The sequence below is a fragment of the Streptomyces sp. NPDC019443 genome, assembly GCF_044389785.1.
Lineage (GTDB): Bacteria > Actinomycetota > Actinomycetes > Streptomycetales > Streptomycetaceae > Streptomyces.
Window position 1 is genome coordinate 246,158 of record NZ_JBIRYJ010000010.1, and the last position, 19,874, is coordinate 266,031.

The 19,874-nt window shown below is 69.0% G+C and carries 20 protein-coding genes and 3 pseudogenes; 11 read left to right on the forward strand and 12 right to left on the reverse strand.

The annotated features are described in order from the left end of the window. Positions 1-40: 40 nt before the first annotated feature. Both ACH492_RS28205 and ACH492_RS28210 read right to left on the reverse strand, forming a co-directional pair. Positions 41-1,156: a hypothetical protein gene (locus tag ACH492_RS28205; RefSeq protein WP_398990472.1), complete on the reverse strand. Its 1,116-nt coding sequence runs from the start codon at positions 1,154-1,156 to the stop codon at positions 41-43. 366 nt (positions 1,157-1,522) lie between these two features. Then, positions 1,523-2,557: a hypothetical protein gene (locus ACH492_RS28210; RefSeq protein WP_398990473.1), complete on the reverse strand. Its 1,035-nt coding sequence runs from the start codon at positions 2,555-2,557 to the stop codon at positions 1,523-1,525. Positions 2,558-2,846: 289 nt separating this feature from the next. Between ACH492_RS28210 and ACH492_RS28215 the strand changes: the two genes are divergently transcribed. Next, on the forward strand, positions 2,847-3,257 hold the full coding sequence (locus ACH492_RS28215; RefSeq protein WP_398990474.1) for a DUF4913 domain-containing protein: 411 nt from the start codon (positions 2,847-2,849) through the stop codon (positions 3,255-3,257). 8 nt (positions 3,258-3,265) lie between these two features. Here ACH492_RS28215 and ACH492_RS28220 read toward each other — a convergent pair whose 3' ends face one another. Together ACH492_RS28220 and ACH492_RS28225 are read right to left on the reverse strand one after the other, a co-directional pair. Next, a complete protein-coding gene (locus ACH492_RS28220) occupies positions 3,266-4,531 on the reverse strand; it encodes a DUF418 domain-containing protein (RefSeq protein ID WP_398990475.1) in 1,266 nt (421 codons plus the stop codon). Positions 4,532-4,540: 9 nt separating this feature from the next. Beyond that, complete coding sequence (locus ACH492_RS28225; RefSeq protein ID WP_398990476.1) at positions 4,541-4,984, reverse strand: hypothetical protein; 444 nt, start codon at positions 4,982-4,984, stop codon at positions 4,541-4,543. A gap of 397 nt (positions 4,985-5,381) precedes the next feature. On the opposite strand from ACH492_RS28225, the gene ACH492_RS28230 reads away from it, so the two are divergent. Both ACH492_RS28230 and ACH492_RS28235 read left to right on the forward strand, forming a co-directional pair. Next, positions 5,382-5,696, forward strand: a complete 315-nt coding sequence (locus ACH492_RS28230) for a hypothetical protein (protein WP_398990477.1) — start codon at positions 5,382-5,384, stop codon at positions 5,694-5,696. An 80-nt stretch (positions 5,697-5,776) separates the two neighbouring features. Next, the gene (locus ACH492_RS28235) at positions 5,777-6,040 is read left to right on the forward strand and encodes a hypothetical protein (protein ID WP_398990478.1); all 264 of its coding nucleotides are present in this window, start codon (positions 5,777-5,779) and stop codon (positions 6,038-6,040) included. A 532-nt stretch (positions 6,041-6,572) separates the two neighbouring features. Here the strand turns inward: ACH492_RS28235 and ACH492_RS28240 are convergent. After that, entirely contained in the window at positions 6,573-7,601 is a 1,029-nt protein-coding gene (locus tag ACH492_RS28240) for a polyprenyl synthetase family protein (protein WP_398990479.1), read from the reverse strand. Between the two features lie 227 nt (positions 7,602-7,828). Between ACH492_RS28240 and ACH492_RS28245 the strand changes: the two genes are divergently transcribed. Then, positions 7,829-8,170, forward strand: a complete 342-nt coding sequence (locus tag ACH492_RS28245; protein WP_398990480.1) for a YciI family protein — start codon at positions 7,829-7,831, stop codon at positions 8,168-8,170. Between the two features lie 47 nt (positions 8,171-8,217). Here ACH492_RS28245 and ACH492_RS28250 read toward each other — a convergent pair. Further along, positions 8,218-8,322 (reverse strand): annotated as a pseudogene (locus ACH492_RS28250) (histidine kinase dimerization/phospho-acceptor domain-containing protein); the annotation flags it as partial. A 313-nt stretch (positions 8,323-8,635) separates the two neighbouring features. Between ACH492_RS28250 and ACH492_RS28255 the strand changes: the two are divergent. Together ACH492_RS28255 and ACH492_RS28260 are read left to right on the forward strand one after the other, a co-directional pair. After that, positions 8,636-9,178, forward strand: a complete 543-nt coding sequence (locus ACH492_RS28255) for a hypothetical protein (RefSeq protein ID WP_398990481.1) — start codon at positions 8,636-8,638, stop codon at positions 9,176-9,178. Positions 9,179-9,381: 203 nt separating this feature from the next. Beyond that, a complete protein-coding gene (locus ACH492_RS28260; protein WP_398990482.1) occupies positions 9,382-9,573 on the forward strand; it encodes a hypothetical protein in 192 nt (63 codons plus the stop codon). Positions 9,574-9,767: 194 nt separating this feature from the next. On the opposite strand, the gene ACH492_RS28265 is transcribed toward ACH492_RS28260, so the two are convergent. Continuing rightward, entirely contained in the window at positions 9,768-11,372 is a 1,605-nt protein-coding gene (locus ACH492_RS28265; protein ID WP_398990483.1) for an alpha/beta fold hydrolase, read from the reverse strand. Between the two features lie 12 nt (positions 11,373-11,384). Next, positions 11,385-12,938 carry an alpha/beta fold hydrolase gene (locus ACH492_RS28270; protein WP_398990484.1) on the reverse strand — a complete coding sequence of 518 codons (1,554 nt, stop codon included), beginning with the start codon at positions 12,936-12,938 and terminating at the stop codon, positions 11,385-11,387. 405 nt (positions 12,939-13,343) lie between these two features. On the opposite strand from ACH492_RS28270, the pseudogene ACH492_RS28275 reads away from it, so the two are divergent. After that, a pseudogene (locus ACH492_RS28275) lies at positions 13,344-13,605 on the forward strand (fic family toxin-antitoxin system, toxin component); the annotation flags it as partial. 21 nt (positions 13,606-13,626) lie between these two features. Here ACH492_RS28275 and ACH492_RS28280 read toward each other — a convergent pair. Both ACH492_RS28280 and ACH492_RS28285 read right to left on the reverse strand, forming a co-directional pair. Beyond that, positions 13,627-13,875: a hypothetical protein gene (locus tag ACH492_RS28280; protein WP_398990485.1), complete on the reverse strand. Its 249-nt coding sequence runs from the start codon at positions 13,873-13,875 to the stop codon at positions 13,627-13,629. A 163-nt stretch (positions 13,876-14,038) separates the two neighbouring features. Then, on the reverse strand, positions 14,039-14,620 hold the full coding sequence (locus tag ACH492_RS28285) for a CGNR zinc finger domain-containing protein (protein ID WP_398990486.1): 582 nt from the start codon (positions 14,618-14,620) through the stop codon (positions 14,039-14,041). 106 nt (positions 14,621-14,726) lie between these two features. Between ACH492_RS28285 and ACH492_RS28290 the strand changes: the two genes are divergently transcribed. From ACH492_RS28290 to ACH492_RS28305, 4 genes and pseudogenes are all read left to right on the forward strand, one after another. Further along, positions 14,727-15,590, forward strand: coding sequence for an SDR family NAD(P)-dependent oxidoreductase (locus tag ACH492_RS28290; protein WP_398990487.1), 864 nt, complete (start codon positions 14,727-14,729; stop codon positions 15,588-15,590). Between the two features lie 41 nt (positions 15,591-15,631). Continuing rightward, on the forward strand, positions 15,632-15,856 hold the full coding sequence (locus ACH492_RS28295) for an integrase core domain-containing protein (protein ID WP_398990488.1): 225 nt from the start codon (positions 15,632-15,634) through the stop codon (positions 15,854-15,856). A gap of 212 nt (positions 15,857-16,068) precedes the next feature. Then, positions 16,069-16,968, forward strand: a complete 900-nt coding sequence (locus ACH492_RS28300; protein WP_398990489.1) for a pentapeptide repeat-containing protein — start codon at positions 16,069-16,071, stop codon at positions 16,966-16,968. 582 nt (positions 16,969-17,550) lie between these two features. Continuing rightward, a pseudogene (locus ACH492_RS28305) lies at positions 17,551-17,862 on the forward strand (chromate transporter); the annotation flags it as partial. Positions 17,863-17,906: 44 nt separating this feature from the next. On the opposite strand, the gene ACH492_RS28310 reads toward ACH492_RS28305, so the two are convergent. After that, positions 17,907-18,569, reverse strand: coding sequence for a response regulator (locus ACH492_RS28310; protein ID WP_398990490.1), 663 nt, complete (start codon positions 18,567-18,569; stop codon positions 17,907-17,909). After that, the gene (locus ACH492_RS28315) at positions 18,566-19,693 is read right to left on the reverse strand and encodes a sensor histidine kinase (RefSeq protein ID WP_398990491.1); all 1,128 of its coding nucleotides are present in this window, start codon (positions 19,691-19,693) and stop codon (positions 18,566-18,568) included. The genes ACH492_RS28310 and ACH492_RS28315 overlap by 4 nt, the downstream gene beginning before the upstream one ends. Positions 19,694-19,874 lie beyond the last annotated feature (181 nt).

Sequence of the window (19,874 nt, forward strand, 5' to 3'; positions counted from 1 at the left end):
GGACGCCTCCCACGTATCCGTACGTACGGTGTGATTCGGGCTAGTGCCCCCGGGGGCTTGACGAGCCCGGGGAGCCGGGTGCGTTCGGGGGACTGGGCACGCGAGGCGTGTACGTCACCGGCAGCCGGGGAACGTCCGGAACACCAGAGAGGTTGGCCGGCGCGCCAGGGCTCCTCGAAGCAGCTGCCGCGGCCATCGGGTCAAGTGCCGTAGAGGCGGCGCCGTCAACGGTTGTTTCCGGGGCTCCTCCGCTGGAGCTGCGCGTCCGTGCGACCGAAGACATGTCCTGCGAGAAGTTCCCGTTGCCCAGGCCGCGCACGCTGTCATCGCTCAGGAAACTGTCGCGACGGTCGTCGAGGCTGGGGTCGAAGTAGCTGAGGACGCTGTCGCGCCACGTGCCGATCGTCGTCGGGCTGCGGAGCCCGGCGATCTCGTGTTCGGCTTCGGGGCTCGCCTCGTCCCGCCTCGCGCCCCGGACGTTCTCCTTGGCTTCTCCAGTGGCGTGCCCGGCGCCCTCCGCGCTCGCGGCCTGGGTGAGCGTATCGGCGTACTCGATCAGCCCCCGGGTCCTGCCGAGTTGTCCCTGCTCGTACATCTCCCGGAGCAGACTGTTCCCGGACAAGGCAATCTCCATCGCCTGGGCCATGGTTGCGACCTGGCCCTCGTGCTCGTTCTCGTACCGGCCCAGAAACCTGTCCTGCGGGCGCTCCGGTGCGTACCGCTCCTCGGGCGCATGCTGCGCGGGCTCCCGAAGGAACTCCCGTATCATGCGGGCGACAAGCTCTTGGACGGCGGACAGCGACCACGGGTCGCCCTGCGCCTGCCCCATGCCCACGCCGTTACCAGGACCGTCGCCCGGCCTGCCGGGTATCCCGGTGGTTTCCTCGTAGGCCGAGCGGGACAGGGCATCCCCGGCGGGCCCCATCCCGGGCCGTGGGGCAGGCACGCTCGGTTCGGCGGACGGTGAGTCGAGTCGGGCGACGTAGTCCCGCACTGCTTCGACGTCCTTCGGGGACGGGCCCGAGCCGTTTGTCGCCCTCAGGGCGTCGAGGTCTTGGAGGATCAGTTCTCTGGCGAGTGCGACAAGTTGCGGATTGAGCGAGGCGATGTCCTCGCTCCTGCCGGGCAGTTCTCCCGGCCGGCTGATCGGGGGCATGACGGCGTTCCCCTTCTGTCGTGTACGTGGATGTCCGTGTGGAAGTAATTTCGGACGCGGAGTCCGTGCGGCTCGACAGGGAATTCCCCCGCACGCGCCCGGTCTCCGGGATGAACCGCCGTGCGTACCCAGCCTCAGAACGACCACCGGGACCGGAACCCCATGGAGTGCCACGGCCAAACTGGCCTATGCCGAACTCACCGAACTCCTCCACGAGGTGGCTGAGGAACTGTCGGCGTCCCGCTGACCGGCGGGGCCGTGCGATCACGGAACCCCGGCGGCGCGCACGGGGTGGTGGGGCCCGGAGCATATTTTCCCGGCCCCACACCGCTGTGCGCGACCGTCACCAGGCCGGCCCGTGCGCGCTCACTTGCGCAGTGCGGCCTGCTGACCGGGAGCACCGGGGCCCGGGGGAGGTGTCGCCGCCGCGGCACTGCTCGCACTGACGGTGGCACCTGAGGCCCTGATGTTCGCCGCAGCGGCCGCCATCGTCTGCTGTTTTTCCGCACGTACCGTCTTCGCGTCGTTGATGAGGGAGTTCATACCATCGATGAACAGGTCCCTGTACTTGTTCTTCATCTGGGGCCAGTTGACGGAACTCTGCGAGGTTCCCTGGGCCGTGGCCGTCCGGCCCGCATCGTTCCCGGCCGCGGGCGACGGGTTCATGCGCGGACTGTGCTCGGGACTGTTCTGCGGGCTGTTGACCGGACTCACGTCCGGGGTGCGCGTGAAGGGCTTGTCGGCATCGATGACATGAGCGAAGTCGATGAGCTTGGCCTCCACCACCTGGCCGTCGTTGTGGGTCCCTTGAACCGAGAAGACGCTTGACGCGACGAATCCGATGTCGGTCTGCTGAGCGGCGTCCCTGATCCCCTCCATCTTGCCGATCAGCTGGTCCCACACTTGGGGTTCGTCGGAGAATTTCCGCAGGATGCTCTGGGACTCGATGCCTGAGCGCAGACGGCTGTCGCGCGCATCGTCCCCGCCGACGACGCGCCATCCACGCTTGACACTTCCGGTACTCAGATCGGCGATCGAGAGCTTGATCGACTTGAGCGCGGCAGCCGCGCTGCTCATACCGTGCTGCGCCTTCAGTTCCCGGAAACTCGACGATTGGGCGCCGATCTTCGTATCGAGCTTCTTCACGTCCCCTTGCGCGATGTTCTCGAAGAACACGTGTGTCCGGTCGTCCACGATCGCCACCTCGTCAGGGGTGAGCTGCTGATGCTCCCTCACCTGGTCCGCCGTGTACGACGCGGGCACGACGGCGGTCAGTTGCGGATAGTCGTTGGCGCGAATCCGTGAGTAGAACTCGTTCTCGATGGAGCCCTGTGGGGCTGCCTTCGCAAGAATGCTTCCGTCGCCGATCGGCCGGATGGCGCCGTGCCCTCCTTGGTTCACTGCTGCGTCCTGGTTTTCACCCGATGGTGTCGTCATGGCTGCTGCCGCCTTCCGTGTGATGCGTGACTGAGCGGTGAGGGGATCGCCGCTGGTGACCACAACGCGTTCGGGCAACGGGGGGTTCAACGGACGGGACGGGCGCGTCCGTGGCTCTCGCCGATGCCGCGCCGGCGGACGCGAGCGCCGGTGTCCCGCCCCGGAACGGAGAGCTGAACCGCTTCGGGAGTCCCCCGCGTAGTGCCGGTACCGACCACCAGTGAGCCGAACTACGTGCGGGAGCGGACCCGAGATGACCAGTGCCGTCGAGAGCGCCGAACCGACCGGGAGCACACAGCAGCAGGAGCCGCAGTTCATCCTCTATCTGGACGGCCCGCTGCACGACGAGGCGCTGCGTCGTCTGAGCCTCTGGGTGCGCCATCTGCTCATCCCGGTCTACGGCAGGGAGACGACGTCCACCGCCCCGTGGTGCCCCCGGTGGTGGGAGCACAAGGAGGCCGTGGCCCAGTTGTACGGGCTGTGGATGGCCTGGCAGGAACTCACCGACCCGGGGGCCGGGATGACCGGCCCCGCCGTCTGGCACCGGGACTACCTCACGCACGTCATGGCCGCGCTGCGGGATCCCTCCGGGCCTTTCGCCGGCTGCAAGCCTGGGGCGCACCGGGCCAAGGAAGCACCCCACACGGACGCGTACGACGGCTGAATCCCTGCCTACGACCCGCGGGGGACTCCGCCCGGTCGTGGGGCGGCCGGCGCGTCTTCGGCGCGTCGGCTGTCGTCCGCCGTCGCCCCATGTGTCCGTGGGAGGCGGCCCCGAGTGGCACCGCGCAGCAGGAACTCCACGGGTCCGTATCGGGTGTGGCGCAGCAGCAGGACGCTGAGGGCCAGTTGGGCGGCGTACAGGACGAGACAGCCTGCCAATACGACCGCGGTGCCGACGCGGTCGTACAGACCGAGGCCGTAGCCCGTGAAGACCAGCGCCAGCACGAGGGACTGCGTGAGGTAGTTGGTGAGCGACATCCGTCCGGCGGGCGCGAGCGCGTCGCCGATCCGGCGGCCCGCGCGGGTTCGTACGAGCAGCAGCAGACCGCAGGCGTATGCGGCGGTGAGGGCGGGCGCGGTGAGGACGCCGGCCGCCCTGCCGATGTAGAACCAGCGGTTGTCCAGCGGACCGTAGGAGCACACCGCCATGAACACCCCGCCGACCAGCCCGATGGGCAGCCCGCGGCGGATGATCCGCTTCATCCGCGCGCGGTGGCGGTCCGGGTCGGCCAGCGCCCGCCACCTGCCTGCGGCGAGGCCGGTGAGGAAGGCCGCCAGCAGTTCGGCGGCGGCGAGCAGATTCCCGGCGAGCGCGTGGGGCAGCAGCCGCACATTCGCCGTGATCACCGAACGGGGACCGCCTCGGTACGTTGCCACGGTGTCGGATGCGACGGCGGCGAGGTCCTCGGGCCGGACCGGCTCGGTCGTGGAGATGAAAAGCAGGCCGTAGGCGAGGAGTAGGACGGCGACTGCGCCGAGGAGGCCGGCCGCTACCCGCAGCACGGTCCTGGGGTGCGCCGTGCGGAACGCGTACAGCACGAGTCCGAGGACCGCGTACGGCATCAGGATGTCGCCCGGGTACAGCAGTACGGCGTGGGCGAGACCGAGGAAGAACAGTACGGCCGAGCGCCGCAGGTGGCGCGGTGCGAAGGCGGCTGCCGCGCGTTCCGCCGAACGCTGCTGGAGGGTGAAGCTGTACCCGAAGAGGAACGAGAAGAGGAGGTAGAACTTGGTGGCGACCAGCGCGGTCACCACCCAGGCGGCACCTTGGTCGACGGCCGAGGCGCCCGAGCCGCCGCCGAGACCGGCATAAGGGCCCGCCATGAGCTGCGCGTTGACCAGCAGGATGCCGAGCAGGGCGAAGCCGCGCAGTACGTCGATGGCACCGATCCGTGTCGGCGTCGCGGCGGTGTCGGGGCGCGGGGGAGTGGACACGTGCGTCGCTCAGGAGGCGAGAGGGGCTGTGGTCCGGGCGTCGGAGCCACGGGAGGGCATCGGGGCCTGGGTGTTCTCCTCCACGTGAGCGGAACCGGTGTCCGCGGACCTGCGAGTGGCCATGGCCGCCAGCGCCCCGTCCACGGCGAAGAAGCACAGGGCGGCAGCCGCGAACAGGACACCGGCCAGAGCTGATGTGCCCGCCACGACCGCACCCGTCGGGGCCCCCGGCCACAGTGCTTCTGTCCTGCCGCCGACCAGGGCGGTCAGGGAGTCCAGGGAGAATGGCGGAGGGTTCCACCCGTAGCCGGCCAGCGCGACACCCAGGCTGCCGCCCAGCCAGACGGCGGTGAGGGCCAACGGGGTCAGGGCAACCAGGGTCATCAGCCAGGGGACGAAGCAGGCCGTTCCCGGCCGGTCCACCCGGTCCGCTCTATCCTTCAGGACACTCACGACGCCTCCATGTCTCGGACTGCCAGGGCCGTACGGCCTCCGTCGGCACCCACCACGGGATCGTCCGGGAAACGGTTCAAGGTCTCGGCACTCGCCCGTCGTGCAGCCATCGAGGCGGCGCTGGACACTCTGATGAGACCCCGTCAGGACCGCTCGGGAGCATGTGATGTGCCCGCGCGCCCATACTGGCTGCGGTCGAACTCCGACGAAGGGCGCCGCGAATACATTTCCGGCAACAAGGAACTCATCAAGGCCGCGGCAGCGGACTCGGGCCTCCTGCCCGAGATGGTCGCAGGTATCGCCTGGCAGGAAGTCCCGGGCGACCCCGGGGTCCTGGATGATCTGGCCTACGAAGGACGCAAGATCCTTCCGGGCAGCGAGGACCTCGATGGGTCCCATGGCGATCCAGGTCCGCCGGGCCGCCGAGGTACTCGGCTACGATCCGCACAACCTCACCGACATGCAGCGTAGTGTCATCGTGGATGCGGTGAGGGACCCCGCGAAGAACATCTTCATTGCCTCCGAGTACCTGGCCCAGCTCAAGGCCGAGAGCGGGTTCGCCGACGTGCCGCCCGAGCAGGTGACCCGCGCGCAGATGCAGGAACTCGCCGCCCGCTACAACGGCGGCCCCTACTACGCCAGTGACGACGCCCAGGCGTACGGTCGAGGCTTCGACACCCGAGCGGACCAGGCCAAGGAGGCCCTGAGGTGAGCGGCACGAGCTCTTCGACTCAGCCGCGTCAGGCCCCGCGCCCGAACGCACCCAGTCGTGCCGGCACCGTGGTGTGTGCCGTGTTCCTCGCCCTGGGACACCTGATCACCGTCTACGTCGCGTTCCTTGCCTACGCGGCCGAGCCCGCAGGACCCTGGGACAGAGAGACCGTCTCCCACTCAGGGTTCGCCGCGGGCCTCGCCTTGGCCCTGTGCGTTGCGACATCGCTCCTTACCGCCCTGTTCGTGAAGGCCAGGTGGCTGCGCGCATGGTGGTTCATCCTCCCGGCCGTGCTGGCCGCTGCTGCGTTCCTGCGACTCACGCTTCTTGCCCCCGAGCTCTGACGGCGCCTGGTCACGGACGGGTGCAGCGCCGTGCGACGATCAGTCACTCGCCCACCCTGGCAGGGAGGTTGCTGGTGGGCGGCGTTGTCCGGGGCGCGGGAATGCCCATTGGAGCTCTTCGGTGTGCGGGTCGCAGGCCCAGGCTCTGATCGTCCCGGCCGTGACGAGCTGATTGAGCAGTGGGCCCAGGTCTGCGGGTGTGGTGCCGCATGCGCGGCTGAGCCGGTCGGCTTCGATGCCGGTGCGTGCGTGGTCGGGGGTCCGGTGCGCTGCGAGGGCCAGTGCGGTCAGCCGTGCGCTGGCCGACGGAGCTTTGAGCGGTGCTGCGGCGGTGGCGCGTAGTGCCCGGAGCTGAGTGCGGTTTACGCAAGCGTCTCTGAGGTGTCGCCGCGAACGGCCCGCAGCTTGCACTTGGCTCCGTCCCGTAGTGGAGCGGCTTCGCCGGCCACTACCCCCGGCTCGTTTGCGGCCGCATTGTCAGAACTTGTCATACGCCGGTTCTGGTGTACCGCCGTGCCCTCGCGGGCCGTCCCTAGGCCGGCGAGGTAGTCGCCGGACGTCTGGCACTGCCGGCTTCTTGCGCCCGATCCTCCCGCAGGAGCATCTGGGCCGACAGGTCCACGAGCTGCCGCAGCACCGTCGAAGAGGCACCGTCACCGCCAAGCCCGCCCAGAATGCGGTACGCCTCGTCGCGGAATGCCGTGATGTCCTCGTGGTAGCGGTGAAGTACGACAGGTGCCAGAAGGAGCTTCGTGAGGTCCTTTCTCGCCCGGGCGGAGGTCCTCGATGCTGCGTGCAGTCCAAGGAGGCGCTCCCTCGACCGGGGCAACTCCTCAAGGGCGCACGCGAGCAGATAGGTCACCGTGCCGTTCCGCAGGTCTTCATGACGCCCGGTCAGTATGTCGTCCTGGTCGTTGAAGATCTGCCACAGGACTCCGTAGACGTGGCCGAATTCGCGCCACAGCTCGCTTTGCCGGCGTTCGACCCCCGCCAACTTCGCCGCCATGGCCGTGATCATGCCGAAGGGCGCACCCGACTTGCCGCGGTACGTCGCAACGACCGACTCCCGCGAGGCGGCGTCCACGTCCGCGCGCATGTCCCGGAGCTGCCCTTCCACAGCGCCCGTCCAGCAGGCCGCGACCTCGGCCACCAGAGCATCTCGCACCGGTGCGGGAATCCGCAGCGACCGAAGGACGTGCAGGGGAAGCGCATTGCCACCGACGACGGCCGCGAGTAGCGCCTCGTGCTCACTGAGGTTACCGGCCACAGCGGCCGCACCGTCCCCATCGGCGAGGTCGTCCAGGTAGCACGCCGACGTCCACCACAGCACGTGCACGGCGGACAGCGGAACGGCCGGGGCCATCGTGCCCGTCTCGACGGCGTGCACGAGCAGCGGTAGCACGGACAGGGGGTGCTTGAATTTACGGTTCCGTACGAGTTCCGCAACCGCTTTCCTGAGAGTGCTCGACGGCGGGCCGAGGTGTTCGAGAGCGGCTTCGATCTCGGCGTCGACATCCGATGAGACGTCACGGTGCAGGTCCAGGTACGAAAGGGAAGGCATGGGCTCGATTTGATCATTTGGCCGAGGGGCGAACCAGAGCGACTTTCGGCCGCGGGACCGGCGGCCGGCGCCGCGCGAAGGCTGCCCCCACATCCCGCAGACGCCGAGATCACGACCAGTTTCGACGGACGATTCGAGCGCGGCAACATTCCGCGGCCGACGACTACACCCCCGAGCAGCAGGCGGCGAACAAGCGGCACGCTGACGACCTCATCGACTCCGGCGCCATGATCACAGCGTACGCGCTGCAGTCCACCGACACCGCCACCTCGCAGCGCGGCGACGTGGTCACCGACGGCCCCTTCATTGACTCCAAGGAAGTCATCGCCGGCTTCTGCATCATCGAAGCTCCCGACCTGGACGCCGCCTGGAGCTGGCCCGTCGTAACCCTGCCGTCCAGTGGGGCCGCGGTGGTGTCGAGGTGCGGCCCGTCCGCGGGCGGCATCCAGCCCTCGCCCGATGACGGCTGCGACGGACGCAGGACAGGCGGTCGTCGACGCGCACCGGCGCGAGTGGGCCTTCGTGCTCGCCGCGACGGTACGCGTCGCACAGGGTGCCCCTCGGACTGAATGCGGCTCAGGGCATGCTGCATCTCTTGCTCCTGCTCGCTGCTGAAGCGCCTGGCCATCTCCGCGTAGCCCTGAATTGACGACAGCGGAGTGCGCAACTCATGGCTGGCGTCTGCGACGAACTGCCGTAAGCGCTGATGAGAGGAGTGCATTGATGCCGGAACCAGGCACCGCCCCGGCGTCGCACAGCCACCCCGCGGCGAGTTCACGGACGCTATTCCGCACAGTCGAACATCCGAACCTGCCGATACTCGCCAAGGTCGCCGGCAAGGCAGAGTTCTATGGCCTCGGAACCGACACCGTGCACACCACCACCAGCACCTACGGGATCACTGGCAAGCACGGTACCGGCGCCTACGCGCTCGACCTTCTCTGCACCACGAGGGGATGTCCCGCCAAGTTCGGTGTGCTCAGTCGGTGCCGGTGGCCGTGGTCTTCAGGTGCTTGACGGGGTAAGGGTAGTGCGTGACAGATTCCTCAGCCATCGTCTCCCTTGCCAGTGGCCTGGGCGGCGCTGTGATCGGAGCAGCAGCCGCCATCTACGTACCGGCGCGTCAGCGACGCCACCAGTCACGGGAAGAGGAGCGGGCCCATAGTGAGAGCCTCGGTCATGCGGAGATCAGCAAGCTCACCCATCTGCGTAGCACGGGTCGGGCATGGTTCGAGGTACTACTCCGTGCTCACCAAAATCTGCGAGCCGGGGTTGACGTCGACCTCAACCGTTTTGACGATGACAACACGAAGACTGGTAACAGAACGGCATTTGTGGGTTATCAGCTGGCTTCGTTGGTGCAGGTGAATCGAGAAGTCGAGAGTCTGTCCGCGCAGATCTTCGATGAGTTGCAGGATCTTTCGTGGAAACTCCGGGAGCGGATAGTTGAGGGCTCTGGCAGTCGGCCCGACATGCCTGACTTCTCAGGGCAGATAGATCGAATCAGGGAGCTTCGTGCGGCCCTCAACGTGAAACTCCTTGAACGCATCGAGCGGATCTCCAGGGAACTACGGTGAACCGAACACCCTGTGAGTGATCGCGCGGTTCTTCTCTGCGCTAAGTAAAAGAGGGCTGTGCCGGCTATGGCTGTCGGAATCGAGGCGCCCAGGACGGCAAGCAGCTCAGGCCAGTCGCGCTCGGCCTCGCACCGGCCGCCACCCGCGGCCAGCTCCCAGGCTCGCAGCCAGCGGCCCCTCATCAACCCGGTGAGGGAGGGCAGATGCTCGGTGTAGAGGGCACGCCGTTCCCAGTCCTGTCCCGCCTGGGCGAGGAGCTCCGCGGCCGGTTTCCAGGCGCCGAGGGAGGCGGCGACGAGCGCGCGCCGCAGGGCGGGATCGGGACCGGCGAGCTTCCCGTTCTGGAGCCGCAGAGGGAAGAGCCCGAACCAGATCAAGGTGTCGGCTATGAGTAGGTAAGCGGCGATGTCGCTTGTCACGTCGAGATTCCTGTTCCGGTGTGAGACATCCCCATCGGCGGCCTCACGCTTGCCTTGCTCAACCTGTTCGCGGTCAGCACGGCAGGGGTGGGTGACACCTCCCGCACGTCACAGCCATTCACCGATCGCGGCGACCAGGACGGTGGCCTCGAAGCGGACCGCGAGTGGTTTCAGGGCCCGATCTCGAACTCAGGCGGCTCGAGGCTGTTCAGGCATCCGGTCTTCGGCGCGGCCGGGGTGTCGAAGAACGAGACGGTGATCTCCTGGGCGCACTCCGACGAGGCGAACACCACATGCGGCTCGTAGGGGACCGTGACGACCTTGGCCCGGCTCAGCGTGCGGGCGACGTACGGCCCGTTTTCCGCCCCGGTCTGGGAGTCGAACCCGCCCGACAGGGCGAGGGTGGGGATGTCGCCGCGCGTGACGTCCCGGATCGTGCGCGGCGCCGCGGGGACCTTCCAGACGTCGCAGTCCGGACGGAGGAAGGTGAGCTGCGGAGCCTGGGCCAGCACCGAGCGGGGGAACGACGGGAACGCTTCCTGTCCGCCCTGGAGCGCCTGTTCCTGGCTCTCGTACGGCGTCCACTCGCTGCAGAAGATGCCGTAGGCGAGACCGTGCGAAACCCTTCCCATGGCCTGGGGGTTGAGCTTGCCGCCCGCCCACTGCTGGGCGATCCGCTGCGGCTTGCCGTGCGCCAGCTCGTCGAGGGCGCGGGGTACCTGGGGCGCCACGTGGGTGGCGGAGGTCATCCAGTTCACCAGGGCTCCGCCGTCCAGCACGACCTTCACCGGCTTCGGGTTGCCGGGGAGCGTGACGGTGGTCGTGACCGGATGGGCTTCGAGGTCACGGACGAGCCGGTCGAAGGTGGCCGACAGGTTCGGATAGCGCCGATTGCACGCCGGCTGCTCCGCGCAGGCCTTGAACAGGCCGTCGAAGCCCTGCCGGGCGCTGCTCCAGGTCAGGGCCGACCCGGCACTGGACGGCGGCAGTATGCCGTCGATGCCCACCGAGCGGAGCCCCTCGGGGTGCAGGCGCGTGTAGACCAGCGCCAGGTGGGTGCCGTAGGAGATGCCGAACATGTTCCACTGCTCGATACCCAGCGCGGTGCGCAGGTCCGCGTAGTCGGCGGCGCTCTCGGTGTCGTTGTAGGCACTGAGGTCGACCCCACGGCCCGCCAGCTGGTCGCGGCAGGCCTTCGTGGCCTCGACGTGCAGGCGCTCGGTGGACGGAGCGCCGTAGACGAGGCCGACCGCGCGTGCGTTGAACTGGTCGATGTTGGGGCAGAGGAGCGCCGGGTCGGCCGAGTACGTACCGCGCTGGGACATGAAGATCACGTCACGGTCGCGGTTCAGGCCGCCGTCGATCGCCATCTTCGCCTCCCCCACCGAGTCGTCTCCGGGTCCGCCCGCGAGCCACACGATGGGGTCGGGTTTCGGTGTGTCGGCCGCGGCGGGCACGATCGCGACACCGAGTTTGATCGTTCGACTGCTTGGTTTGGCGCGGTTTTCGGGCACGGTGAGCGTTCCGCAGCGGGCCCCTTGGAGCGCCTCGATCGGTTCCGGCGTTTTCGGGCAGGGGCCCGGTTCGAAGCTGGCTGCGCCCACTGTCCGGGCGGCCGTGCCGATCGGCGCTCCGGTGCCGGTGTCGGTGCGGGACTGCGCCTGAGCGGGCGCTGCGAGCAGCCCGGTGACGAGGAGACCGGTCGCCATGCCGGCCGACGTGGCCTGGAGTCGTCGTACGGTGCGGCGACGACTGGGCGCTCGGTGACGTGTCATCTGCCCTCCCGGTCATTTCGGGATGATCGTGAACGGTTGGGGCTCGAGGCCGTCCACGCAACCGGTGTCGGGCGCGGTCGGGCGAGCGAGGAACGAGGCCAGCACGCGTTGCGCGCAAGGCGACTGCGGGACCACCCAGTGGCCGATTCCTGGGACCTGCACGGCGGTCGAGCGGGACAGGTTACGGGCCACGTCCTGCGCCCAACTCGCCCCGGTCTTCACGTCGAACGTGCCGGAGACTACGAGCGCCGGCACCGCGCTGGCCGTGGCCACCCGCTGGATGGACGCGCGGTCCGGAACGTTCCAGACCCGGCACGCCGCGTACTGGAAGGGAAGCTGCGGCGGCTGGGCCAGGACCGTGTCCGGCCACCCCGGGAACGCCCGGCGCCCTGCGTTCAGCACGTCGGATTCCGAGTACCCCGGCGCCCACTCGCTGCACGCCACCGACTCCGTCAGGCCGTGCGCGAACGCGCCGACGTTCTGGACCGAGCCGGCCGCGCGGGCCTGCGCGAAGCGCCCCGGGCGTCCGTGGCTGAGTTCCTCGAGCGCCGCCGGGACGTCCTTGGCCGGGACGGCGTTGCCGACCACCAGGTTCAGCAGCGCGCCCCCGTCGAGGACGACCTTGACCGGCTTTCCTCCGCTCGGCGCCGGGACGTTCAGCGTCAGGGGCTGTGCCTCCAGCCTGCGCACCTGCTCCGTCAGCGTACGAGGGAGGTCCGGGTACCGGTCGTTGCAGCGGGGCTCCGCCGCGCACGCCTCGAAGATGTTGCGGATCCCCTCCTGGGCGCTGCTCCATGTCCACGGCAGGGTCGCGGTCTGGGGAGGTGCGAGCGAGTCGAGCGCCACCGCGCGGATTCCCCCGGAGTGCCTGCGCAGGTACGTGAGGGCCAGGTCGGTGCCGTAGGAGTACGCGTAGACGTTCCACCGGGGGATGCCCAGCGCCTTGCGCAGGTCGGCGAAGTCGGCGGCGTTCTCAGTTGTGTTGTAGGCGCTCAGGTCGATGCCGTCGGCCGTCAAGCGGTTCCGGCACTCCTTCACCGCCTTCAGCAGGAGCTGTTCCGTCGGCTCTGCGTCATAGCGCAGGCCCACGGCCTGCGCGTTGAACCGGTCGACCTCCGGGCAGGCGAGGTTCGGCTGTGAGTAGAGGTTTCCGCGCTGGGCCATGATGATCAGCTCGCGGTCCTTGTTCAGGCCGGAGTCGATGAGGAACGGGATGTCGTCGATCGCGTCGGCACCGGGGCCGCCCGCCATGAACACCACAGGGTCCTGTGCGGGCTTCGCCGGGGTGACAGCCGGAATGATCGCCACGGCCAGGTTGATGGTCCGGCCGCCGGAGCGGGAGCGGTTCTCGGGGACCTCGAGGAAGCCGCACCGTGCGCCGCTCAGCGCGGCGATGGGCTTGGGCGGCTTCGGACAGGGGCCGGGCACGAACCGGGACGGGGCTGCCGCGCTGGGCCCCGCGGACTGGGCGGGTGGTGACGCGGCGCTGCTAGGTGTGGGGCCGATTGCTGCCAGGCAGACCAGAGCGGCCGCGGCAGTCATCGCGTGGATGCTGTGCTGTGGCATGTGATCTCGTTCCTCTGCCGACATCGGCGGCGGCCCTGCCGGCCCAGGCCCCAGCGGTTTGGGCGGAACGCGCGTTTTCGACGCTACCGGGCGGCGCGTTCGCGCGCACGCGGAGCGGTCGCAACCCGTGGCCCGGGCCGTTCCCGGCCGTCCGGCCACCTGGGAGGCACGGCGTCCCGACGGCGGACGCGTCGTAGTGGCATGGGGGACGAGGGAGCGCGATGATCGTGGATCTCGTCGTGGACGGTGCGAGGTTCACAGTGACCGAACGCCCGGGCAGCCGGGGCGTTCACGACTTCGTGTGGCAGTCGGGCCCCAACCCCGGCTGCGGATTCACGATGGCGGCGCACGGAGTGGGGCCGGTCGGCAAGGCGGGACCTCGAACAGGCGGCGCGCGACTTCCTTGCCGGCGCCATGGAGCGCGATGTCTACGGCTCCGTTCACTTCAAGGCCGGCGTCCTGCTGCAGACTCTGGCGAAGCTGCCCTGCCTCGAGCATTCGAACGAGGCGTTCGCCTGGCGCTCGGCCGAGGCCTACCTCGCCCTGAAACAGCCATCGGCTCGACTACCCGCCCAAGGCCGCCGTCGCGCTCGTGCGCGACGCGGCCGCAGGGGCCCTCGGCGTGGCCCGGATAGCCCGCCAGCTCCGCGACTGGACCACCAACTGAACCACTCCTCGCACCACCGCATCAGGAGCGTTGCGCGTTCTGCAACCGCTCGACCTGCCGGTTGACCAGATCGGCGGGGAAGGACGCGCTGCCGCCGATATTCAGCTTCCGGAACGTCACGACGGTGTTCCCGGCCCGCACTACGGTGAACTGCTCGTTGCGGTCCCCGGGGTACTCAGGGCCCATGGGGATGGTCTCCCGGAATCGCACGGCTTCGTCCCCCGCCCCCGGGGCCCGTTCCATCGTCAGCGTGGCCTTGAACTTCCCCACCCAGCCTGTGCCCTCATACGAGCGGCAGGCGCCAAGTGCCTGCTGGAGCTCTGCGAAGACCTGCTGGGCCTTCCCATCCTCGTAGGCGGCAAGCGTCGAACCGCCACCCCAGCTACCGGCACGGGCCGGGGCTACAGGAGCGCGGAGCGCCCGATGTGCCCGGCTACCGACCTTCTTCTTTCGCCTTGCGGCTGCGGTAGGTGCGCATGGCGACCTGGGCTCCGCATCGATTCGGGCTGCAGTAGGCCGCGGAGGAGTTGCGCGTGCGGTCGTAGAACCCGAGGTGGCACGGCGGGTTTCGGCATGCCTTGAGTCGCATCCAGGAGCCGCGCAGGGCTGCTTCGGATGCCGCGGCGAGCATCTTTGCGAGCGCGCCCGGTACTCCGTTCTGGGTGGGCGCGAGGTGTACTCCGGAGGCGGTGATGACAGGAGCGAGAGGATACAGCTCCGCACTGCGGCGCAGATACTCCTCGGCTCCGGCTCGGCCCTGGTCGTCCTGCTCGCCGGCATGGGCGAGCAGGACGAGGACCAAAGCGTCCCTCAGCTCACGGGCGGCGGCGGCATCGGCATCGGTGACCAGCGACGCGGAGTCGATCAGGTCCTCCTTCCGCAACCACCGCGAGAAGGCGGCACCGTCGAGGAGTTCCTCACGACTGCCGTCGATCGCACGGGTGTTGACGAAGGCGAGTACGACTTCAGCCGCCGCCGAAGGGCTGAGTGTCGTCCGGTTTGCATCCATGGCCATGAAGCCCACAGTACCCGAGAGCGGAGAGGCGTCACCGCTGAGAGGCATAGACATTTGCGTGCCCCTGACCTTGCTAGTTATGAGCTAAATGCTTATGGTCATAACCATGACGAATGACAGTGACACCTCGAACACTGCCCGCACCTGGTTCATCACCGGCTCCTCTCAAGGCCTCGGCCGCGCACTGGCGATCACCGCCCTCGACCGCGGCGACCGCGTCGCGGCCACTGCCCGCCGGACGGAGTCGGTCGCCGACCTCGTCGACCGTTACCCCGGCCAGGCCATCGCGCTCGAACTCGACGTCCGAGACGAAAGTGCGGCCCGCCGTGCCGTCGAGCAGACCCTCACCACCTTCGGCCGCATCGACCTGGTCGCCAATATCGCGGGATACGGACTGTTCGGCGCCGTCGAGGAGGCGACCGACGCACAGGCCAGGGCCATCTTCGACACCAACGTCTTCGGCCCGCTGAACGTGCTGCGCGCGACGCTGCCCGTCCTGCGAGGGCAGCGATCGGGCCACATCCTCCAGGGATCCTCGCTCTACGGGCAGTCGGCACACCCGGGCGTCGGCCTGCTCGCCGCCGGCAAGTACGCGCTCGAAGGACTCTCCGACGCCCTGGCTGCCGAGCTCGCCCCCCTGGGTATCAAGCTCACCCTGATCGAGCCGGGCTACATGGGAACCGGTTTCCTGTCCCACCTGGTCTTCGCCGAACCCACCCCCGACTACGACCGGACCGTGCGCGCCGTCCACAGCTCGCTCGGTGAACTGTCCCCCGAAGCGTTCCTCGATCCCGCTCGAGTCGCCGCGGCAGTCATCACCGCCGTCGACGCAAAGCAGCCGCCCCTGCGCCTCGCCCTGGGACGCGCGGCGCAGGACGGCATACGCGACGCTCTCGCCGCACGCATGCGCGAACTGGACGACTGGTCCGGCGTGACCCGGGGCGTGGACGGCGCTCCCCACGGGTCCTGACCCATCGGGCCACGATGCGGTCGGGTTGCCGGAGGCCGGCCATGGACTCCGGCAGCCCGACCGCAAACGCCGGGCCGACCTGCAAGCGGGAGACGCTCCAGGGCCGCAGAGCCTGGGGCGACGAGCGCGAGGCCCGCCTCGACCTGTTCCGCTGGCTGCACCGCTACAACACAGGGCGCCGCCACACCGCGCTCGGACACCGCAGCCCGATCCATTACGAGACGGCACTCAACACACCGTCAACTACCCTGGTCCCAGCCGCATAAGCCGTGTCCAAGATTAGGGGTCAAGCCCCGTGCTCGACATGGGAGGCCTGTCCTGGATTGAGACTCAACCTGCCGCGCCCGTGTCATCGTCACCACGGCAAGCTGCACGTGACACGGTTCAGCCAGACTGTCGGCCTTTGAGCTGACGCGTGTATTCCGGGACGCCGTGGGACATGTTCCAGCTTGTGAGGCCGGGTAGGAAGCGCGCTGGGATGCTGGCACTCTCCGCTGTGCTCTTCGTCGGCTATTCCCTGTTGCTGTGGCGGGGACCGTGGTGGCTGGACGGAGGGCACCTGCGCACTAAGAATCTACAGCCTGCGGACGGTGTGGTGATCACAGGGGTTCGGACCGCTCTGGTCGCCCTTGGCGCTGGAGCCCTTGCGGTCGGCGGCCTGTACTACACGGACCGCACGCTACGGCACACGCGTGAACGGGACCGTGAGCAGGCCGAGTTGTTGCGGGAAAGCCAGGTCACCGACCGGTATGTGGAGGCCATCAAGCTGCTGGCCTCCGACCGGACGGTGGAGCGTCTGGGCGGCATCTACTCGCTGGAACGGATCATGCGTGACTCCCCGAAAGACCATCTGACCGTCGTCGAGGTCCTGGCCGCGTTCATCCGAGAGCACACGCTGTTGCCCGACGGTGCCGCGCAGCCGGACAACCCTCTGCCCCGGCCGACGGAGTATGTACAGGCAGCCCTCACGGTCCTGGGCCGACGTCCTGTGCTGGAGGAGCCCTTCCGTATTGATCTGCGGCTGACCTACTTGCGGGGCGCGGATCTGAAGGGAGCCCGGCTCGACCGAGTGCGCCTGGCGGCCGCCAACGTCGAGCGAGCGGACCTGACAGAGGCCCACTTGGAGGAGGCCTGGCTGCAGGAGATCCGACTCAACGGAGCATGGCTGGATCGGGCCTCCCTGGACGATGCGAAACTCAGGGGGGCCGACCTGCGCGGTGCCAGTGTGGACGCAACCCGCTTCAACGGCGTGCAGCTGAGCGAGGCTGACTTGTCAACGGTCCGAAAGTACACCGCGCAGCAGCTGCGCCAGGCCGTGCTGGACGACAGTACGAAGCTGCCGTCCGGCATCGCTCGCGAACCGCACGCAGGCGAATAGTCGACTTCGCAGATCTAGCTCCCCTCAGCGATCCGAAGCGAGTTTCATCTATGCCGCGGACTGTCCCGAGTTGGGTCCGGGATGCGGTGGGTCGGCCCAGCCAGCGCGTGGGGCCGCCACTCCAGACGACGTAGATGACTTCGAGGCCGGTCGTAGACGCGATGAACCCGTTCGTCCGGTGCACGGCCCTCTCGGTTGGGCCCGGATGCTCGCTCTCGCAAACCCGGAGAGCTTTGCTGGTGACCTGGAGTGGTGAGTTGTCCGGTGAGCGCACTCGCCACGGGTCGCTCCGAACTCACCACGGCTGTCGAGGCGGCTCGGTCCGCGCATTGCGCGGCTGTCCAGTACGCACTTGCGTGCGCACTGGCCCGGGTGGTGTGCACTGCACGGAGCCGGTGCGCAATCTCTCCGCTGCCCCCTTGACCGCCTTCGCCGTCCGGTACGGGCCGTGAACGGGCGGCCCCTTGGCCTGGCATGCCTCGGTGCTGCCTTTTCCCTGGACCAAGCTCGTCGGCTCTGGCGAACAGACCGCGGACAAGGGAGCCCTGTTGACGATGGCCGCCGGCTCGCGCCGCCGGGTTCGGTGGCGGGCTGCTGGCCGCCGCGGTGGCCTTCGCGCCGTCGTTCCTGCTGGTCGGAGGGTCCCGGTTCGGTCGGCTGCGCAGCAGTGCGGCGGTGCAGGGTTTCTTTACTGGTGTCGGGCCGGCGGTGATCGGCGCCATCGCCGGATCTTCGATCCCTCTTGCTCTCGCGCTGCAGCACGGCTGGCAGTTCGGTGTACTGGCCGCAGCGGCCGTCTGGCTGCTGGGGCTGAAGCGGGGCGTAGTGAGCGCCCTGCTGGGAGCCTGGGCGCTCGGGATCGTAGCCGCGCTGGCCGGCTGGCCGGTCACCTGACCCGTCTCCGCCGTCGTGAAGTCGGCAGCACCGCTGCCCCGATGTCAGAGGTTGCGCGGGGCGACCAAGCCGGACTCGTAGGCGAGGACCACGAGTTGGGCACGGTCGCGGGCATGGAGTTTGGTCATGGCCCGGTTGATGTGGGTCTTCGCGGTCATCGGGCTGATCACCATGTGGTCGGCGATCTGGTCGTTGGACAGGCCCTGTGCGACCAGGGCGACCGCTTCGCGTTCGCGGCTGGTCAGCTCCGTAAGTGCGGCGCCGGTGGCGGTGGGTAGGGGCTGGGTGACGTACCGGTGGATCAGCTTGCGGGTGATGGACGGGGCGAGCAGGGCGTCGCCGCGGGCGGCGACCCGGACGGCGTGCAGGAGGTCCTCCGGCACGATGTCCTTGACCAGGAACCCGGCGGCGCCGGCGCGCAGCGCTTCGTAGACGTACTCGTCCATGCCGTAGTTGGTCAGCATGACGACGTGCACGCCGGCCAGGGCCCGGTCCGCGGCGATGCGCCGGGTCGCCTCGATGCCGTCCATGACCGGCATCTGGATGTCGATGAGCGCGACGTCGGGCAGATGCTCCTTGATGAGCGCCAAACCCCCTTCGCCATCGGCGGCTTCGGAGACCACCTGGATGTCGTCTTCGAGGTCGAGCAGCGCCCGGAAGCCGCTGCGGATGAGCGGCTGGTCGTCGACCAGCAGGACACGGATCATGATGCTCGTTCCACAGGGAGTTCGGCCTGGACGGTGAAACCGTGCTCGGTGCGTGGCTGCGCGCGCAGCCGGCCCCCAAGGGCGGTGACGCGTTCGCGCATGCCAAGCAGCCCGAGGCCGGGGGCCGGGGCGTCATCGGGGGTGGCCTTGCCGTCGTCGTCCACCTGGATGGACAGCGCGTCGGGCCGGCATTCAATCCGGACCGTCGCGGTGGTGGCACAAGCGTGCCGGGCGGTGTTGGTCAGTGCCTCCTGGACGAGGCGGTAGGCGGTCCGGCCCACCGCGGCCGGCACGTCGTGCCGTTGCCCTTCGATCGTCAGCGTCGCGTCCAGGCCCATCGAACGGGCGCGCTCCACCAGTTCCGGTACGTGCGCGAGGCCCTGCGGCGGGGTCGTGTCGTCGTCGCGCAGGGCCTCCAGAGTCGCGCGCAGCTCGCGCGTCGCCGCACGTCCGGCCGCCTGGATCGCCAGCAGCGTCTCGGGCACCTGCTCGCCGCGCCTGCGGGCTACGTGGACGGCGACCTCGGACTGCACCTTGATGATCGAAATCTGGTGGGTGAGGGAATCGTGCAGCTCCCGCGCGATGTGCAGCCGCTCCTCGTCGGCGCGGCGCCGAGCGGTCTCCTCCCGAGTGCGCTCGGCTTCGTCCGCCCGCCGCTCGGCCTGCCGCAGCGCCTCCCCAGCGGCAAAGGCGGCGATCAGCCAGGCGATTTCCAGTACGTTCCGGGCCTGCGCGAACGCCTCGCGCGCCGGCCCGTCGCGGAAGACCAGCGCCGCGAGAGGGAGGACGACGAGCAGAGACACGGATGCCGCCACCGTCAGGGCACGGTGCTCGGCCCGCACTGCGCCGTACACCGCAACCAGGTACGAGACAGCGAGCACCTCAAAACCGGCTGCCTGGTACCCCACCGCGCACAGGCCGGTGACAGCCAGCACGGCAATCGGAGCCCTACGACGCGCGACCAGTGCCAGACCGCCCGCTGCCAGTAGCACGGAGCCGAGCAGCTCGCGCTCCCCGGCCGGGTGCTGCCCGGACGACCCGGTGCCCAGCAGCAGTGCCGCCACGCTGACGGCAATCGCCCAGTCCATGGCACCGGCCGGGACACGAAAACGCCCTGTGTCCATGCGCGCACCCTAGCCGGACGCCGCCGCGGGCGAGTCCCGCCCGCGGACGAGCGGCCAGCTACCGCAGCCGCAGTACCTGCACGGCGCCTGCCGCATCCGCAGCAGTCAACTGCCATGTCGACGGCAGTCCGAAAAGACCGCACCCGCCGGACGACCAGCAGTGCGGTCGGCAGGCACGCTC

Excerpts from the sequence above, each read along its gene's own strand:
- ACH492_RS28205 (WP_398990472.1), bottom strand. The coding sequence starts at position 1,156 with ATGCCCCCGATCAGCCGGCCGGGAGAACTGCCCGGCAGGAGCGAGGAC.
- ACH492_RS28215 (WP_398990474.1), top strand. The coding sequence starts at position 2,847 with ATGACCAGTGCCGTCGAGAGCGCCGAACCGACCGGGAGCACACAGCAG.
- ACH492_RS28230 (WP_398990477.1), top strand. The coding sequence starts at position 5,382 with ATGGCGATCCAGGTCCGCCGGGCCGCCGAGGTACTCGGCTACGATCCG.
- ACH492_RS28240 (WP_398990479.1), bottom strand. The coding sequence starts at position 7,601 with ATGCCTTCCCTTTCGTACCTGGACCTGCACCGTGACGTCTCATCGGAT.
- ACH492_RS28245 (WP_398990480.1), top strand. The coding sequence starts at position 7,829 with ATGATCACAGCGTACGCGCTGCAGTCCACCGACACCGCCACCTCGCAG.
- ACH492_RS28260 (WP_398990482.1), top strand. The coding sequence starts at position 9,382 with ATGCTCGGTGTAGAGGGCACGCCGTTCCCAGTCCTGTCCCGCCTGGGC.
- ACH492_RS28265 (WP_398990483.1), bottom strand. The coding sequence starts at position 11,372 with ATGACACGTCACCGAGCGCCCAGTCGTCGCCGCACCGTACGACGACTC.
- ACH492_RS28270 (WP_398990484.1), bottom strand. The coding sequence starts at position 12,938 with ATGCCACAGCACAGCATCCACGCGATGACTGCCGCGGCCGCTCTGGTC.
- ACH492_RS28285 (WP_398990486.1), bottom strand. The coding sequence starts at position 14,620 with ATGGCCATGGATGCAAACCGGACGACACTCAGCCCTTCGGCGGCGGCT.
- ACH492_RS28290 (WP_398990487.1), top strand. The coding sequence starts at position 14,727 with ATGACGAATGACAGTGACACCTCGAACACTGCCCGCACCTGGTTCATC.
- ACH492_RS28295 (WP_398990488.1), top strand. The coding sequence starts at position 15,632 with ATGGACTCCGGCAGCCCGACCGCAAACGCCGGGCCGACCTGCAAGCGG.
- ACH492_RS28300 (WP_398990489.1), top strand. The coding sequence starts at position 16,069 with ATGCTGGCACTCTCCGCTGTGCTCTTCGTCGGCTATTCCCTGTTGCTG.
- ACH492_RS28310 (WP_398990490.1), bottom strand. The coding sequence starts at position 18,569 with ATGATCCGTGTCCTGCTGGTCGACGACCAGCCGCTCATCCGCAGCGGC.
- ACH492_RS28315 (WP_398990491.1), bottom strand. The coding sequence starts at position 19,693 with ATGGACACAGGGCGTTTTCGTGTCCCGGCCGGTGCCATGGACTGGGCG.